This is a genomic window from Novosphingopyxis sp., assembly GCF_965218915.1.
Taxonomy (GTDB): domain Bacteria; phylum Pseudomonadota; class Alphaproteobacteria; order Sphingomonadales; family Sphingomonadaceae; genus Novosphingopyxis.
The window spans coordinates 2,066,835-2,080,238 of the sequence record NZ_OZ244708.1; the positions used below are offsets into that span (position 1 = coordinate 2,066,835).

Genomic DNA, 13,404 nt, shown 5'->3' on the forward strand with positions numbered 1-13,404 from the left:
GTTAAAAACGGAATTCCACGCGCGCGCCATAAGTGCGCGGCGGACCAGCGTTGCCGTAGACATAGCCGCCCGCGAAGGGGGCCTGCTGTCCGGCCGACTGGAGATAGGTCTTGTCGGTGATGTTCTTGATGAACAGGCCGAACGTCCAGTCTCCGTTGGTGGGCTCGAAATTTGCGTAGGCATCGAACAGTTCGTACGGGCTTTGCGAGAATGGCTCGGTGTTAAACGGGGTGTAGTAGGTGCGTCCCACCATGTGCGCCTCGCCGCGCAGCGACAGGTCGCCCGCCTGCATCGGGAATTTCTTTTCGATCGCGGCGTTGATGGTGTAACTCGGCGCCTGCGTCAGATGGTTGCCCTTCAGATCGAGAGGCGCACCGCCGTTCAGCGTCGGTCGGGTCGGGTCGATGGCGGAAAACACCACGTATTCGGAGTGAAGCCAGCCCGCATCGAGGCTGAGTTCGAGATTCTCAACCGGAACGGCGATGATCGAGGCCTCTATACCGTAGAGCTTGGCCTCGCCCGCGCTCTTGACCTCGGTGATCGCCGCGCCATCGCGTTCGGTCACGAACTGCACCTGCAGATTCGAATAATCATAGTAGAACGCCGACAGGTTGGTGCGCAGTGCGCCGCCCAGCCAGTCTGCCTTCAACCCAACTTCGTAGTCGGTCAGCTTCTGCGGCTCGAACGCGGGCGAAACCGTGCCTATCGAAAAGCCGCCCGATTTGAAACCGCGCGAATAAGTCGCGTACAGGTGCATGCGCTCGGTCGGTTCGAAGCGCAGCGTGACTTTGGGAGTAAATGCGCTGCTGCTGACCTTGTCGAACGGGATGAATTGCTCGTAAGGAGGCAATTCGCCCTCGACATAGGGCGCGAACGAGAAGGCGAACCCTTCGTCGAATTTGGTCTTCTTCTCCCAGCTGTAACGCGCGCCGACATCGATCCCGAACTGCGGCGAAAATTCGTAGCCGACCTGCCCGAAGATTGCGGCGGCCTTCGTTTTGAGCATGCCGCCAATCGCATATCCGGCGATACGATAGTTCGGCACCACGCCGAATATCTGGGAGGCGTAATCGTCGCTCGCGATCAGATCCTGGTTTTCCTTGAAATAATAGGCACCAAGGACATATTCCAGATCGCCCGCATCGCCACTCAGCCTCAACTCCTCGCTGAACTGGTCGGCTTTTTCAGCCTGGCGATAGTGGCCGCCGCCGGCATTGGTCGACGTCTGTTCCCACTGCGAATAATAGTCGGTGTTGCGGTATCCGGTGATCGAGGTCAGGATGATGTTATCGCTCAGATCGAGATTGGCCTCGGCCGTCAGGCTCCAGTCGTCCTTTTTCGTTCCGCTGGGAAACAGCGACGTCGTATCGCGGAACGGGTTGTCCGCAATCACACCGCCGAACTGCACGTCGACATTCGGCAATCCGTTGTCGCCGATGCGGATGTAGTTGAACGTGCCCGAATAGTCGTCCTGATGGAAGTAATCGCCCGACAACACGACGGAAAACACATCCAATGGCTCAATCTTCAGCTTGGCGCGGATCGCTTTGGTGTGCTGGTTGTCGAGGGGAAGGTTATTGCCCTGCTCGCCGTATCCCCCGCGATCGCTGGTCGCGAATGCCAGACGCGCGGAAACACCGTCGGTCAAAGGCCCGCTGATCGCGGCGGCCGTCTCTACGCTGCCGTAGTTGCCGACCGATACATTCGCATAACCGCTGAGGTAATCGGTAGGGTTGCGCGTAATGACGTTGATCGCTCCGCCCGTGGCGTTCCGGCCATAGAGGGTTCCCTGCGGACCGCGCACGACTTCGAGGCGTTCGACATCGAAAAAGCTGTCGGTGGTCGCGGTCGGACGGGAAACGTAGACGCCGTCGACATGATAGGCGACGTTCGCCTCGCCGCCGGGCTGCGTGAATTCGATGCCGATACCGCGGATGGTGATGTGGGCGACGCCGTTCGCGGTGTTGATCTGCACGTTGGGCACCAGCCCGTTGAGCTGGTTGATGTTCGTCACCTGCTTTTGCGCCAGTTCATCGCCGGTCACCGCGCTAATCGACAGCGGCGTTTCCTGCAGAGTTTCGGACCGCTTTTGCGCGGTGACGATGATCTCGCCGATGGGGTCATCGGGCTCGCTGGTGCCCGGCAGAGCCGGACCGTCATCGTCTTGCAGCGCCGTGTCCTGCGCCATGGCCGGGTTCGGAAACGCGACCGCCATCGCGGGAACAAGGACAACCGGCCCGACGGCATTCAGAAACTTGGCTTTCACGTCCTTCTCCCTCGGCCTCAGTCCAGGACTGATAATTTTCTGATCGTTTAAATACCGTCACGATCGTGCCGAAACCATACCCCCAGATCGGGGGGCAATAATAAGGGGTAGCGTTCCTAGAAACTTTTTATGCCAGGGCAATGATGATCCTGCGAATGGTGCGGCGAGGACAGCATTGCCGAACTGTGCTGCAAGGACGGCATTGCTCAAAGCTTGTACTGCACTTGGTCGAACGAGTTCACGGAAGCGGGCAAGCGCCGCCTGGCTGGTGATACGGCACGAACCGCGACAACCGGCGAGGTTCAGAATCCGCGCGTCGTCGAGATGGCGCTGAATTACAGCGAGCTGTCATCGCGCGAACTGGCGGTGCGCTTCTGCTTCGGCGCACCGCACTCGCTCAGCTGGCGACCCCCCAGTCCGAATCTCCAGAGGGCGGCGCCCGAGGGCCGCAGTTGAAGAATGTCTGCATCGATCATCTCGTCAAAAGCTATCCCCGCGCCTTCCAAACCCACGACGAGGAGCTAGTGCGCTTGGGAGCAAGCGCTTGCGCCTGCCACTCGCAAAGCTGACCGACATTTTGGTCGAAACCTCAACGCACCCGCCGCTCGTCGCCGAACTCGCGGCGCTCTGCCGTCGCAGGTTATTATGAACGAAGGGCGGCTTCTGAGTTTTGCGATTGTCGTCGCCAGCGTCAGAAACTGAGCGCGAAGCCGTCCTTACCCGGACGCGTTCCCAGCGGGCCGCGACGATCGACGACGGTAATTCGTAGAGCCTTGGCCTTGACGACGAGCCGTTCGAGAACGCCAGCTGTTGGATCCCGCGACGTTCGGCCCAGGAGGCCGCCAGACGATTGGCACCCTTGGTATCGCCGCCATGGCGAGCACCATGTCGGGAACGTTGCAGTGGGCTTCACCCTCGAGCTGGAATAGGGCTTCCAGGATGATCCGGTCTCGTGGAGATAAAGCGACGCCGCGGTTTCGCGCATGCCTTCGAACGCGATCATGCTGGCTTCGGCGGCTTGTGCGCGTTCGGTCTGCTTGGCGCGAGACTGAGACCTGCTCGCCTGCGTCAAACTTGAGGCAATGAGACCGGACCGATCATCCCACGCCGGGCAGGCCGAATTCTTCGGCAGTAAAGGCATAAACACCGCCGCCCGGAAACGCCGCGATGGCGCTGAGACGTCCCTGTTCGAGCCGGAAATGCCAGGTCTGACCGAGCGCTGGGTTGGCGGTCGCAAAGCCCGCCGGATCGAGCAATGCGGCATTGTATCCGCCCGCAAGATCGCGCACCGAATACGAGCGGATCAATTGAACGTCCGCTGCTCGCGCGGCCGAGGCAAGGTCCTGGCAGGCCGAATAGTCCGCCGGATGCATCCAGTCGGCTTCCCGCGCATCGAACGGCGGCCGGGTCAGATCGAGCGCACGGGAGACGGTAACCCCGACATGAAAGCTCAGATGCTCGCTGGTGCGATTGCCCGGCGTGAAATCCGGCGAGCGGCTGTAGAAGCGTAGCCGCCAATAGGCGGTCTCGGCAATGGCGGTGGCTTCGGTCTCGCTCGCGTAGAATATACCGGGTCGCTCATGGGCCTTGCGAAAGCGGCTGGCGATCTTGTGACCGTAGCGAAATGGGGAACCGAGCAAATAGTGCAGCTCGCGCGCGGCTTTGGGCAAATCGGGCTTGGCTTCCTCGGCCAGCTCCTCGAGCCGGGCTTGGTCGGCGAGGTCATCGGCTAGTCGGTTGGTCGAGATGCGATGCTGCGCTTCGACCACGCGCCAGACGGTGCCGCGATACCGGCGCCGTTCAGACGCGAGCGCGGTGGGCGTCCACATAGTCGCAAACCGTCATGAGGCCCTTGAAGCTTTCGATCAGATCGATCGGCCGGGCACCGAGATCGAGATTGCGCGCGCCAAGCCAGGAACGCGCCGCCTCGTCATCACTGCCCAGTAGCGCATCAAGCCCCCGGAACAGCCGCAACAAAAACTGGCCCGCCTCGAACGATTTGGAGGCAGTATCGAGCCCGGTTTTTCCCGAACGCAGGCGCGAGATCGTCGCGGCCGACAGGCCGAGGATGGACCCGAGTTTGGTATTGCTCAGTCCCCAATATTCCGCGATTTTGCCGATGGCGGTCGTCAGGATCCGACTGTCGTCGGCGCGGGCTTCGCTGGGTATCGTGGCCATAACAATCCTTTCATTTGGATGATATATATATTATCCATTCAAATGAACAGAAAAATCTCATAGCGAGCTATGCCGACATCGCTCGGTAGATCGCCTCTCTATTCGAGAACCGTTCTACGCGGCGATAGTGGGGAAAAATCTTCAGCAACCGCGCCCCGATCAGCGACAGCCAATGTCGCGCGCGGCCGGAGCGCGGGGTTTCTGCATCAAAATTCCAATAGCGCCCGTCATCGCGTCCGACGATACAGATCGCGGCCAAACCGCCGTAGATCGATATTCCGAAATCGGCACAGGCGTTACGCAGCAAGATACGATCCTCGCGGCCGCGCCAGCCTTCATGCGGTTCGAGCGATGGGAACGCTTCACGCGCCGTGGCGGCAATGTCATGGGCCCAATCTTGGAGCCCCAGCCTCAGCCGCTTGCAAACTGCCTGTCAGGAGGAGGCTCAGGCAGCCTGGTCGGCTATCTCGTTTTGGATATCGCCGGATGCTTCGGTTTCTTCACAGCTGTCCGATGCGGTCGATCCGAACCGCTGCACGCGTCAGATGGGTTTAGGTTGCGAAATGCAATTTTTGCTTGCGCCCTGCTTCTCCCAAGCGGATGATGATCGCCAAGCATGATCTTTTAGGGGCCGATATGACCGATCAATTCAGGGACCGGCAGCCGACACGGCGCGCCGTATTGAAGGGCGGGGTTGCCGCGGGCGCCGCGCCGCTGGCGTTTCAGGGTGCCGCCCATGCGCAGACCGCGCCCGCCGCGCCGACGGTGCAGAGACGCGACGTGAAGCTGACCGTCAACGGACAGGAGCGCGCGCTCACTATCGACACGCGCACCACCTTGCTCGACGCGCTGCGAGGCGGGCTGGAGCTGACCGGCAGCAAGAAGGGCTGCGATCATGGCCAATGCGGCGCCTGCACCGTCCATGTGAACGGCGCGCGCGTGCTGGGCTGCCTGACGCTCGCCGCCACGGTCGAAGGCCAGGACATCACCACCATCGAGGGGCTGGCCGGGGACGGCGATGCGCTGCATCCGATGCAGCAGGCGTTCGTCGATAACGACGCGTTCCAGTGCGGTTACTGCACGCCGGGCCAGATCATGAGCGCGATCGCCTGCGTGCGCGAGGGCCATGCCGATAGCGATGCCGAAATCCGCGAATATATGAGCGGCAATCTGTGCCGCTGCGCCGCCTATCCCAATATCGTCGCCGCCGTCCGACAGGCCGCGCCCAAGATCGGGAGAAGCTGATGCGCCCCTTCGATTATCAACGCCCCGCCCGCGCCGCCGAGGCCGTGCAGGCCGCCAGCGCGAGCAGCATGTACCATGCCGGCGGCACCACCGTGATCGACCTGATGAAGCTCGACGTGTGGCGGCCCGACCGGCTGATCGACATCAGCGGGCTCAGCGATACCGGTTATGATTTCGTCCAACGCAAAGACGGGCGGCTGCGCATCGGCGCGCTGACCCGCATGGCCGCGCTGGCCGACAATGCCATGATCCGCAGCGACTATCCGCTGCTGTCGGACAGCCTGTGGCTCGCGGCCAGCCCGCAGCTGCGCAACATGGCGCGGCTCGGCGGCAATGTGCTGCAGCGCACCCGCTGCCCCTATTATCGCGACACGAGCTATGCGCAGTGCAACCGCCGCGATCCGGGCAGCGGCTGCGCGGCGCTCGATGGCGGCGTGACGCGGGGCCATGCTGTGCTGGGCACATCGGACCAGTGCATCGCGCTGTATCAGGGCGACTGGGCTCAGGCGCTCATCGCGCTGGACGCGAATGTCGAGCTGCTCGGCAAGGACGGGCCGCGCGCGATCCGCTTCGCCGATCTGCACCGGCTGCCCGCCGACAATCCCTCGGCCGAGAACAATCTGCGCACCGGCGATCTGATCACCGCCTTCTCGATCCCCGACAAGACCTGGAAGCGTAGCAAATATCTCAAGATCCGCGACCGCGAATCCTATGCCTATGCGCTGGCCAGCGCCGCGGTGGCGCTGGACATGGACGGCGATGTGGTGCGCGAGGCGCGCATCGGCCTTGGCGGCGTAGCCACCGTGCCGTGGCGCGCGAGCGAGGCCGAGGCGGCGCTGAAGGGGCAGAAGTTGGACGAGGCCAGCGCGCTCAACGCCGCGCAGATCGCCTTTGCCCGCGCCCAATCTACGCAGGACAATGCCTACAAGATCAAGCTGGGCCGCGAGACATTGATCCGTGCGCTCCTCGAAACCGCACGGATGGAGGGCTGAGATCATGGCCGACAACAGCAAAGCCGCACCCGCGCCAAAGGAGAATATGGGCCAGCCCATCGCCCGTTACGAAGCGCGGCAGAAGGTCACCGGCGGCAAGATCTATGCCGCCGACCTGCCCGTCCCCGGCAAGAAGGCCTATGCCTGGATGGTCACCAGCACCATCGCCAAGGGCCGCATCACCGCGATCGACGCCACGGCGGCCAAGGCCGTGCCCGGCGTGCTGATGGTGATGACGCACGAAAACCGCCCGCCGCTGGGCGATATCAAGTCGTTCGTGAAGGGCGGCATGTTCGTGACCGACAACAACACGCTGTCCGGTCCGGGCATCGACCATGAAGGGCAGCCGGTCGCGCTGGTGGTCGCCGACACGTTCGAGGCGGCGCGCGAGGCCGCGCACAAGGTCAAGGTCGCCTATGCCGCGGAGACCCCGAGCGCGACGTTCGAGGTACCGGGAGCGACGACCAAAAATCTCACCGAAATCAACCCGATGCACAAGCCCCTGCGCTTCAACGACACCAAGGCCGCGCTCGATGGATCGGCGCATCGCATCGATGCCGAATATTCCACGCCGATCCAGCATCACAACAGCATGGAGCTCTATTCCACCACCGCTTATTGGGATGACGGCAAACTGGTGCTGCACGAGCCGAGCCAGTTCGTCTGGGGCCTGCGCAAGGGCGCGGCGTCCCAGTTGCAGGTGGATGAGGACCATGTCCGCGTTACGTCGCCCTTCGTCGGCGGCGCGTTCGGCGGCAAGGGCGGCATCACCGTGCGCACCGCGCTGGCCGCGCTGGCCGCCAGGCAGTTGAAACGCCCGGTGGAGCTGGTCGCCACGCGCAGCCAGGGCTTCACCATCTCGGGCAACCGGCAGGAGACGCGGCACAAGGTGAGCCTGGGCTGCGACGCCAACGGCAAGCTCACCGGATACGACCACCGCGAGTGGGAATTTACCTCGCGCGTGACGCCTTATAACAATGCCGGGCTCGACAATTGCGCCGCCATGTATGCTTTCGGCGCGGTCAGCACGGAGAACCACATCGTGCAGGGCGATCGCAACGTGCCCAATTTCATGCGTAGCCCGCCCGAACTGCCGAACATCTACGCGCTCGAATCGGCGATGAACGAGCTGGCGGCGGCGGCGAAGATCGATCCGGTTGCGTTCCGCAAGCTGAACGACACGCGCGTGAACGTCACCAACGGCGCGCCCTACACCAGCCGTTCGGTCAACGAATGCTGGGATGCCGCTGCCGCGAGCTTCGGTTGGGACAAACGCAATCCCGAACCCGGATCGATGCGCGACGGCGACTGGCTGATCGGCTGGGGCTGCGCGATGGCGACCTATCCCACGCAGATGTCGCCGTCGGCCGCCAAGATCGTGCTGCGCAGGAACGGTACCGCGCTGATCGAGGTCGCCGCGCACGATGTCGGCACCGGCTGCTACACCATCGCCGCGCAGGCGGCGGGCGAGCGGCTCGGCATCGATCCATCGCGCATCACCGTGCAGATGGGCGACAGCCGCCTGCCGCCGGGGCCAATCGCGGGCGGATCGATCTCGACCGCAAGCGTCACCTCGGCGATCTGCGACGGCTGCGACCGGCTGCTCGCCTCGCTCGGGCTGACGGCGGAGGATGCCAGGGCATCCGACAGCGCCGACCGGCTGCGCGCCGCGCTCGACAAATCGGGGCGGCCGGAAGCCGAGGCCACCGGGGCCTGGGCACCGATGGGCGCGCCCGAGGACGCGATCGACCGGCTCTACAAGGGCGGGCTGGTATTCGCCGGCGGCGCGGGCGAGGAGCGCACGATGTTCGCGTTCGGCGCGGAGATGGTCGAGGTGCGCATCAACGCGCGCACCCGCGAAATCCGCGTGCCGCGCATGACCGGCGCGTTCGCCGCGGGCCGCATCATGAACCCGCGCACCGCGCACAGCCAGTATATGGGCGGCATGATCTGGGGCATGGGAAGCGCGCTGCTGGAGGCGACCGAAATCGACACAAAGCGCGCGCGCTACACCAACGACAATCTCGCCGAATATCATGTCGCGGTGAACGCGGACATTCCGGCCATCGACATCATCATGGTGCCGGAGGTCGATAAGGAGATCAACGTGCTCGGCGTCAAAGGAATCGGCGAGCTCGCCAATGTCGGCACGGCGGCGGCGATCACCGACGCGGTGTGGCACGCCACCGGCAAACGCGTGCGCGATCTGCCGGTGACGATCGACAAGATTATCTGAGGTTGGTGGGCGATGGCTTTAACCCAGCTTGTGCTCCTGCGCAGGCAGGAGCCCATCACCCACCCTCACCTGCTGGGCTCCTGCCTGCGCAGGAGCACAAAAACCAGGGTGCAAAGCCAGATGGTCACCGCAGCTGGCTGTCCTTGCTGCCGCGCCGGTTGATGCCGCCGACAGCCCGCGCCTTGTCGCGCACGGCCTGACAGGTGACGCAGGTGCGCACGCCGGGCAGCGCGGCGCGGCGTTTTTCCGGAATGTCCTCGCCGCAGATATCGCAATATTCGGCGCTCTCGCCTTTGGGCATATGCGCGCGGGCCGCGGCGACGGCGTCGCTTACCGTATCGTCGATCTGATCCTGTACCGCGCCATCGCGCGCCCATCCGCCGGCCATCGGGCGTCTCCTGAGTGGTTGTGCCTTGCGATATGGGGAGCGGAGCGCCGAGTGCCAACGGGGCAGCGGCAGGAAAGATGGAACCCTCGACCGTCATGCCAGCGGAAGCTGGCATCTTGGGCGTCGTCGCAATCCCGCCTGAGATCCCAGCTTTCGCTGGGGTGACGAGGTCCCGATGTGCTCGCTCAGCCCCAGCGCTTGGTCCAGCCGCGCGTGACCGTGACCGTATCGCCGAGCTTGGCGCCGGCGAACAGCTTGGCGGCGAAGCCGTCGGGTACGCCGACGCAGCCATGGGTGGCGTAGCGATTGTCGACATTGGCGCCGTGGATGGTGATACCGTCCCAGGTCATGCGCAGCATATAGGGCATCGGCGCGTCGTAGAGATTGGAGATGTGATCGATGTCTTTTTCCAGGATCGGGAAACTGCCGAGCGGCGTCGGCTTGTGATCGGCGCCGTAGATGATCGTCGCGCGGCCGACTTCGTAACCGCCGCGATAGGCGTAGATCTGCTCGCTATCGATATCGACTACGATCCTGAGCGGCGCGTCGGGCGCGCGGCCCTCGTCCCAGATCCATTCGCCCGACATCAGCGGTTCGGGCAAGGTGCGTACGGTGGTCGGGCGAAACTCGCCGGAGGCGGCGGGCGCGGCGGGTTTCGGCACGGTGGGCGCCTGGCGTTGCATGATCGGCAGCTGGCGCCGGCGCTCCGCGGGCGCATCCGATGCGCGCTCGTCGATTCGGCGCGGCGTCTGGCCCGCGGTCTCATGCACGAAGCGGTCGCCGCTTTGGCTCGAACGCGTCTGCGCCGACGCGCTCTCGTTGCCCGTCAAACTGACCAGCGCAAAGGTCACGCCGAACAGGATCGGCAGCAGGATCAGCATCTGCAGGGTGAAGCGGGCGAGTTTCATCAGGGCCATGCAGTCTCTATTGCAGAGCCCGGCGCGTCTGCCAATCGCCGCAACGCCGCCGTGTCAGTGCGAGACGCTGGTTCCCGAAATGTTAACGGGCGTATCTGCAGGCGGCATCGGACGCCTCTCGAGGCCGTAACCGACGGCTCCGATTACCCCGTGGAAAACGCCCTCCGTCACCCCAGCGAAAGCTGGGGTCTCAGGCCGATTGCTCCCACACCGGAGATGCCAGCTTTCGCTGGCATGACGATTTCAAAAGTTCGATCAGTGCGATTTGCTGCCCAACGAAAAGGGCGCGCCCGGCAGTGCGAACGCGCCCCTTTTTACTCGTGACCCGCCGCGGTCAGAACCCGGCGCGCACCGTCACGCCATAGGTCCGGGGCTCCGCGAGGAACGCCGAATAGGTCTGCTGCGAGGCCACGAACGGGGTGTTGAACGCAACCTGCGTATAATCGATGTCGAAGATGTTCTGCGCAAAGGCTTCGATGGCAAACTGGTTATCGGGGCCGCCGCGAATACCGATGCGGGCGTTGACCAACGTGAAGCTATCCTGCTCCTTGCCGTACAGCAGGTCCGAACCGGTGTTGTAGTCGCCCACCGTGCGGACGTTGACATAAGCGAGACCCGAAAGCCCGCTGTTGCCGAGCGGCGGGGTCCAGCTGGCCGAGGCCGTGGCGGTGATCTCCGGCGCGTTCGACAGATTGTCGCCCGGCAGCAGGCGCAGCGCCGGATCGAGCGGCGCGCCGTTGTCGTTGCCGATCAGATTGTCCTCGTAGCGGGTATCGGCATAGGTCAGGCCGGCGGTGAAGTTGAGGTAGCGCGTCGGGTTGATCGAGCTTTCCAGCTCGACGCCCTGCGCGACCACGCCGTATTTCACGTCGTCCTCGTCGCAGGCGCCGGTCGCGGGGCTGGCATCACCGTCGGCGCCGCCCAGATCGGCGTTGCAGGCGTTGATGTTCTGCACCAGGAAGACCGAGCCGTTAAAGGTATTCAGCTGGAAATTGCTGAACTCCTGACGGAAGGCGGAAATGCCGAGCGAGAATTCGCGCGTGCCGTATTTCGCGCCGACTTCATAGGCGTTCACCGTTTCCTGCTTGAACTGCAGGTTGCCGACGCTGCCCACCAGCGCGGGATTGCCCGCCACCGGATTGCTGAGCGCCGAGCGATCGAGGTTGAACCCGCCCGCCTTGTAGCCGCGCGAATAGCTGCCGTAGAGCAGCAGGTCGTCGGTCGGCTTGTAGCTGGCGATGGCGGTGCCGGTCAGCTCGTTCTCGCTGCGATCGTCGGAGGCGGTGTATCCGTTCAGCTCCGATGTCGAATTGCCCTGACAGGACAGTCCGATCAGGCCGCCGGCCAGCGGCGCGAGCGAGGGAACGGCAAGCAGGCCGGACAGCAGCGCGCGGTTCTGCGGACAGACGGTGTTGTCGTTGCCGAGCCTTACATCGAAATCCTTGGTTTCGTGCGTGTAGCGCAGGCCCAGGGTCACATCGAGCTTGTCGGTGACGTGGATTATGTTGTGCGTGAACGCCGCGTAGCTTTCGCTCGTCTGGCTGTAGAAATCGTTGGTCGACCCGAGATCGTTCAGGCGAGAGAGATTGTTGAGGCCTGCGATCAATAACGGGGTAGCCGCGCCGAATGCTGGCGTTGTGCCGGGGACCTGTCCTTGAACAACCGCGCTTCCGACCGGGCTGAGGCACCCTGTTTGGGTTGGATCCACAATATTGATACCGGCGGCGGCGAACGAAGGAGCGATCGCGTTGACGATCCGGCACGGCGCGAACGCACCATATTGCGTGCCGAAGCGCAGATTGTCGCGCACCACCAGATCCTCGTTGGCGTAGAAGCCTCCGACCAGCCAGTCGAGCCGGTCGTCGAACAGCGAGCCCTGCAGGCGCAGTTCCTGCGTAAAGGTGTGGAACTGGCGGGCACCGGCATTTTCGTTCGGCGCGCGGTAGAGGATATCGACCTGGGTATAGTCCGTGTCCGAACCCTGATAGTTGTTATATTCGCGGTAACCGGTGATCGAGGTGAACTCGACATTGCCGAGATCATAATTGAGCTCCAGCGAAGCGCCGTAATCCTTGGTCTGACCCTCGAACGAACGGCCGGGGCTGTTGTAGATGTCGCGGTCGAACGTGCCGTTGTTGAGCGCCGCCGGGTTCTGGCCGAGGGCCAGCAGCACCGGAATGATCGGATTGGCGGTGCTGGTGAGCGCCGGGCTGCCGATCGCCGGCCGGGCGAAGCTGTTGAGCCCGGGGCTGATCCGCGCGAGCGGCGCGAAATCGGTCTGCACGAAGGTGGCCGCGCAGCAGGCCTCGTTCTTCTCCGAATAGTCGGCCACTATGCGCGCGGTCAGCAGCTCGTTCGGCTCGAACAGCAGCTGCCCGCGCACGAGATAGCGATCGCGGTTGTTGACGTCGGTATCGTTGACGACGTCGTGATAGAAGCCGTCGCGCTTGAAATAGACGCCGTCGACGCGCGCCGCGAGCGTCTCGCCGAGCGGCAGGTTTACCCCCGCCTCGCCCTTGATCGCGTCGTAATTGCCGTAGGTGAAGGCGCCATAGCCCGAGAATTTGAACTCCGGCGGCGCGGTGTAGATCGAGATCAGGCCGGCCGAACTGTTGCGGCCGCCGAGCGTGCCCTGCGGTCCGCGCAAAATCTCGATGCGGTCGATCGGTCCGAGCTCGCTGAGCGCGTTGCCCGAGCGCGAACGATAGACGCCGTCGACGAACACCGCGACCGAGCTTTCGAGGCCGGGGTTGTCGCCAACCGTGCCGATGCCGCGGATACGGGCCGAGCCGTTGGCCTCGTTGCCGGTCGAGGACACCAGCAGCGACGGCGCGACCTGGTTCAGATCGCGGATATCGCTGGTGCCCGATTTGGCGAGCTCCTCGCCCGACACCGCGTTGACCGCGATCGGCACGTCGCTGAGCGACTGCGCGCGGCCTTGGGCGCGCACGATGATGACGCCGTTGTCGTCGGCGGCGTTAGCCGGCGCGTTGTCGCGGTCCACATCGGCCGCGCCGGTGATCCCATCCTGCGTCGTAGCGGTGTTCGTATCCTGCGCGGAGGCGATCCCCGGAACGGAGAGCGCAGCCACCGCGGCGGAAAGCTGGAGCGCGCTGCGGATGCGGACGTGCGGACGGGTCTTCATGGTGGCATCTCTCCTGATCTATTGCGTCGCCTGCATG

At 63.8% G+C, this 13,404-nt stretch carries 10 protein-coding genes and 2 pseudogenes; 4 read left to right on the plus strand and 8 right to left on the minus strand.

The window, feature by feature from the left end:
* Window position 1: 1 nt before the first annotated feature.
* A complete protein-coding gene (locus ACOQPC_RS09620) occupies window positions 2-2,266 on the minus strand; it encodes a TonB-dependent receptor (RefSeq protein WP_420605519.1) in 2,265 nt (754 codons plus the stop codon).
* Between the two features lie 162 nt (window positions 2,267-2,428).
* Between ACOQPC_RS09620 and ACOQPC_RS09625 the strand changes: the two are divergent.
* Window positions 2,429-2,599, plus strand: a pseudogene (locus tag ACOQPC_RS09625) (IS3 family transposase); the annotation flags it as partial.
* A gap of 358 nt (window positions 2,600-2,957) precedes the next feature.
* Here the strand turns inward: ACOQPC_RS09625 and ACOQPC_RS09630 are convergent.
* The 4 genes and pseudogenes from ACOQPC_RS09630 to ACOQPC_RS09645 form a co-directional block, all read right to left on the minus strand.
* A pseudogene (locus ACOQPC_RS09630) lies at window positions 2,958-3,374 on the minus strand (SLOG family protein); the annotation flags it as partial.
* Window positions 3,364-4,095, minus strand: coding sequence for an RES family NAD+ phosphorylase (locus ACOQPC_RS09635; protein WP_420605520.1), 732 nt, complete (start codon window positions 4,093-4,095; stop codon window positions 3,364-3,366). The gene ACOQPC_RS09635 and the pseudogene ACOQPC_RS09630, both read right to left, overlap by 11 nt.
* Complete coding sequence (locus tag ACOQPC_RS09640) at window positions 4,067-4,444, minus strand: MbcA/ParS/Xre antitoxin family protein (RefSeq protein ID WP_420605521.1); 378 nt, start codon at window positions 4,442-4,444, stop codon at window positions 4,067-4,069. The genes ACOQPC_RS09635 and ACOQPC_RS09640 overlap by 29 nt, the downstream gene beginning before the upstream one ends.
* Before the next feature lie 67 nt (window positions 4,445-4,511).
* Window positions 4,512-4,751 (minus strand): hypothetical protein, encoded by a 240-nt coding sequence (locus ACOQPC_RS09645; RefSeq protein WP_420605522.1) that lies wholly within the window; start codon window positions 4,749-4,751, stop codon window positions 4,512-4,514.
* A 329-nt stretch (window positions 4,752-5,080) separates the two neighbouring features.
* Between ACOQPC_RS09645 and ACOQPC_RS09650 the strand changes: the two genes are divergently transcribed.
* Genes ACOQPC_RS09650 through ACOQPC_RS09660 form a run of 3 tightly spaced genes read left to right on the plus strand, consistent with a single transcriptional unit; the run spans window position 5,081 to window position 8,917 of the window.
* The gene (locus tag ACOQPC_RS09650; RefSeq protein WP_420605523.1) at window positions 5,081-5,689 is read left to right on the plus strand and encodes a (2Fe-2S)-binding protein; all 609 of its coding nucleotides are present in this window, start codon (window positions 5,081-5,083) and stop codon (window positions 5,687-5,689) included.
* Complete coding sequence (locus ACOQPC_RS09655; protein WP_420605524.1) at window positions 5,689-6,681, plus strand: FAD binding domain-containing protein; 993 nt, start codon at window positions 5,689-5,691, stop codon at window positions 6,679-6,681. Before ACOQPC_RS09650 ends, ACOQPC_RS09655 begins: the two co-directional genes overlap by 1 nt.
* 4 nt (window positions 6,682-6,685) lie before the next feature.
* A complete protein-coding gene (locus tag ACOQPC_RS09660; protein ID WP_420605525.1) occupies window positions 6,686-8,917 on the plus strand; it encodes a xanthine dehydrogenase family protein molybdopterin-binding subunit in 2,232 nt (743 codons plus the stop codon).
* A gap of 124 nt (window positions 8,918-9,041) precedes the next feature.
* Here ACOQPC_RS09660 and ACOQPC_RS09665 read toward each other — a convergent pair whose 3' ends face one another.
* The 3 genes from ACOQPC_RS09665 to ACOQPC_RS09675 form a co-directional block, all read right to left on the minus strand.
* On the minus strand, window positions 9,042-9,305 hold the full coding sequence (locus tag ACOQPC_RS09665; protein ID WP_420605526.1) for a DksA/TraR family C4-type zinc finger protein: 264 nt from the start codon (window positions 9,303-9,305) through the stop codon (window positions 9,042-9,044).
* A gap of 185 nt (window positions 9,306-9,490) precedes the next feature.
* Window positions 9,491-10,222 (minus strand): L,D-transpeptidase family protein, encoded by a 732-nt coding sequence (locus tag ACOQPC_RS09670; RefSeq protein WP_420605527.1) that lies wholly within the window; start codon window positions 10,220-10,222, stop codon window positions 9,491-9,493.
* A 334-nt stretch (window positions 10,223-10,556) separates the two neighbouring features.
* A complete protein-coding gene (locus tag ACOQPC_RS09675; RefSeq protein ID WP_420605528.1) occupies window positions 10,557-13,367 on the minus strand; it encodes a TonB-dependent receptor in 2,811 nt (936 codons plus the stop codon).
* Window positions 13,368-13,404 lie beyond the last annotated feature (37 nt).

Excerpts from the sequence above, each read along its gene's own strand:
- ACOQPC_RS09635 (WP_420605520.1), bottom strand. The coding sequence starts at position 4,095 with ATGTGGACGCCCACCGCGCTCGCGTCTGAACGGCGCCGGTATCGCGGC.
- ACOQPC_RS09640 (WP_420605521.1), bottom strand. The coding sequence starts at position 4,444 with ATGGCCACGATACCCAGCGAAGCCCGCGCCGACGACAGTCGGATCCTG.
- ACOQPC_RS09650 (WP_420605523.1), top strand. The coding sequence starts at position 5,081 with ATGACCGATCAATTCAGGGACCGGCAGCCGACACGGCGCGCCGTATTG.
- ACOQPC_RS09655 (WP_420605524.1), top strand. The coding sequence starts at position 5,689 with ATGCGCCCCTTCGATTATCAACGCCCCGCCCGCGCCGCCGAGGCCGTG.
- ACOQPC_RS09660 (WP_420605525.1), top strand. The coding sequence starts at position 6,686 with ATGGCCGACAACAGCAAAGCCGCACCCGCGCCAAAGGAGAATATGGGC.
- ACOQPC_RS09665 (WP_420605526.1), bottom strand. The coding sequence starts at position 9,305 with ATGGCCGGCGGATGGGCGCGCGATGGCGCGGTACAGGATCAGATCGAC.
- ACOQPC_RS09670 (WP_420605527.1), bottom strand. The coding sequence starts at position 10,222 with ATGGCCCTGATGAAACTCGCCCGCTTCACCCTGCAGATGCTGATCCTG.
- ACOQPC_RS09675 (WP_420605528.1), bottom strand. The coding sequence starts at position 13,367 with ATGAAGACCCGTCCGCACGTCCGCATCCGCAGCGCGCTCCAGCTTTCC.